This is a genomic window from Winogradskyella ludwigii (assembly GCF_013403985.1).
Taxonomy (GTDB): domain Bacteria; phylum Bacteroidota; class Bacteroidia; order Flavobacteriales; family Flavobacteriaceae; genus Winogradskyella; species Winogradskyella ludwigii.
Genome location: NZ_JABFDF010000020.1, coordinates 1 through 1,936, shown reverse-complemented (window position 1 = coordinate 1,936; position 1,936 = coordinate 1). Strand labels below are relative to the sequence as shown.

Below are 1,936 nucleotides of genomic sequence, written 5' to 3'. Positions count from 1 at the left end.
ACAACGTTGTTGTATATGGTTTGTTGCGTGTTTCAAGCAACTAATTTAGTAAATAATTACGGACAAAGAAAGTCCACGAGGACTTTCGTAAGTAAGCAATAAACCAGCAATAAATTATATACGGTGTTGCCAGTAGTTTTTATTCCGCTGTTTCTTGTTTCTGTTCAATTTCATTATAGAATTCGTAATAATATTTGTTATAAATTTCTCCGAATTTTATAGAATTTAAGTAACCTTTTATATCAATTACTATATTTTCATAATATTTTAGTCCATCGTTAAAAATGTCTTCTCCGTTTTTGAAAATGATAAAATTAGTTTTAGTTAAGTTGTCCGTTTTTATGTAACTTTTTGAAGCGTTAAAAACTTGATTATTTTTAAATTTTAATAACCAATTTATTAGTTTTCTATGCTCTGAAATCTCAAAATTTTCTAATTCAATCAATGCTTTTTCCGCCAAAGTTTTTTCTTTTTTTAACGATAAAATTTGTTGAGTGCTTGAATAAGTAGAAATGAAAGAAGGAACAAAACTATATTCTAAAATCTTGTACCGAACAGAATTATGTAATTCAGTCCATTTAGTTTTCCAAATTTCGAGAGTTTCTAAATCTATAATTTGGTTTTCAAATTCTTTAAATTCAAGTTCCGCTTTTTCAATTTCTATTTCTTCAAATGATAGAGTAGAAGTAGGTTCGTAACTAATTCTTATATCTTTTTTGAAATAAAGGAAGATATTTTTTTCTTTCGCTAATTTATCTTCGTTTTTGAGTTTTGTACATTGAATTATATCTGTAACTTCATTGTCTTTTTCTAAAAATAGCAAGTCTAAATAATCATTGTTTTTTGTTGAAAATGTAAATCCAGAATAATCTATATAACACTTTTGACAATTACCTTTAGACACTTTATTGAATTCTGTAATTCCTCTGTTTTTTAATTTTCCAAATTCAGATGATAGTTTTGACAGAAATATTTCTTTTGGAACATCCATATAAGATTTGTTAGCATTCAAAACTAAATCTAATAAGTCAATGTCCATTTTTTCAATTGCCTTTATTACTGTTTCTATTTTACTCATTAAACTTCTCTGAATTTTCGCTAATTCGTTTAATTCTTTCTTTTTGAGATTGCCAATATATAAGAATTAATGGAAGAAGAAATTTCATTATAGTTAAAAAGCTAAAGAAAAAAACCGCAAAAGCAATTGCATCAATTAGAATTGATTCTTTACCAAAATAATCTAAACCAAATAAATGTTTCCCTGAAAGATATAATAATATTCCCCAAGTAATTAGGTATGTTAAATTTAGTGCGACTTTTAAATTTTTGTTCATAATTAAGTGTTAATCAATATTCCAATATAAGTCTGCATCGCCATCAAAAATATCATCTATTTGTTGGTCACTGTAACCAGCATAATCTTGTGCGTGTGAGCCATTGTAATCATTAAAAGTTTCCTCTTTATAATTTTCTTCTCTCATTTCTTTATACACTTCTTCTTTTGTTGGATGAGAATTTCTGTATTCTTCTTGTTCTGATAATTCGTTAGGCATTAATATTTCTATCGAGGTAAATGTGTCTCCATTTTTAGTAATTCCAGAATTTACACCTTTAACAAATCTTAAATCGTCACACATCATTGGTAAAGAACCAATACCAAACCTTGGTTTTTTGATATGAGCTATACATTCTTTAGAAACTCTGATTAGATATAAGTCATCATTTTTCTTAAACCACGAAATCATACTTTCTGTATTGATTTCACAAGTTCTAAATCCCATTTTTTTGTGTATTCCGAATTTAGTTTTATCCTCATTTTCACGTGGATATTCTAAAAATATCTTGAAGTCTTGCATATTTGTTATTTCCTCAAGTTCTTTCTTCATTACTTTCAATTTGTTTTTTAGAGTGCCGTTCGTAAATTACTGGCAACGTG

The 1,936-nt window shown here is 27.0% G+C and carries 3 protein-coding genes; all 3 read right to left on the bottom strand.

Annotated elements, in window-relative coordinates; translation table 11 throughout:
* Nucleotides 1–139 precede the first annotated feature (139 nt).
* From HM981_RS17360 to HM981_RS17440, 3 genes are read right to left on the bottom strand one after another with little or no spacing between them, the layout of a single operon-like run.
* Nucleotides 140–1,078 (bottom strand): hypothetical protein, encoded by a 939-nt coding sequence (locus tag HM981_RS17360; protein ID WP_179340064.1) that lies wholly within the window; start codon nt 1,076–1,078, stop codon nt 140–142.
* Nucleotides 1,071–1,334 carry a hypothetical protein gene (locus HM981_RS17355; RefSeq protein ID WP_179340063.1) on the bottom strand — a complete coding sequence of 88 codons (264 nt, stop codon included), beginning with the start codon at nt 1,332–1,334 and terminating at the stop codon, nt 1,071–1,073. The genes HM981_RS17360 and HM981_RS17355 overlap by 8 nt, the downstream gene beginning before the upstream one ends.
* Before the next feature lie 9 nt (nt 1,335–1,343).
* Entirely contained in the window at nt 1,344–1,886 is a 543-nt protein-coding gene (locus tag HM981_RS17440; protein ID WP_218846503.1) for a hypothetical protein, read from the bottom strand.
* Nucleotides 1,887–1,936 lie beyond the last annotated feature (50 nt).

What these genes read in the sequence shown, in the direction of transcription:
- HM981_RS17360 (WP_179340064.1), bottom strand. Translation starts at nt 1,078, where the DNA reads ATGAGTAAAATAGAAACAGTAATAAAGGCAATTGAAAAAATGGACATT.
- HM981_RS17355 (WP_179340063.1), bottom strand. Translation starts at nt 1,334, where the DNA reads ATGAACAAAAATTTAAAAGTCGCACTAAATTTAACATACCTAATTACT.
- HM981_RS17440 (WP_218846503.1), bottom strand. Translation starts at nt 1,886, where the DNA reads ATGAAGAAAGAACTTGAGGAAATAACAAATATGCAAGACTTCAAGATA.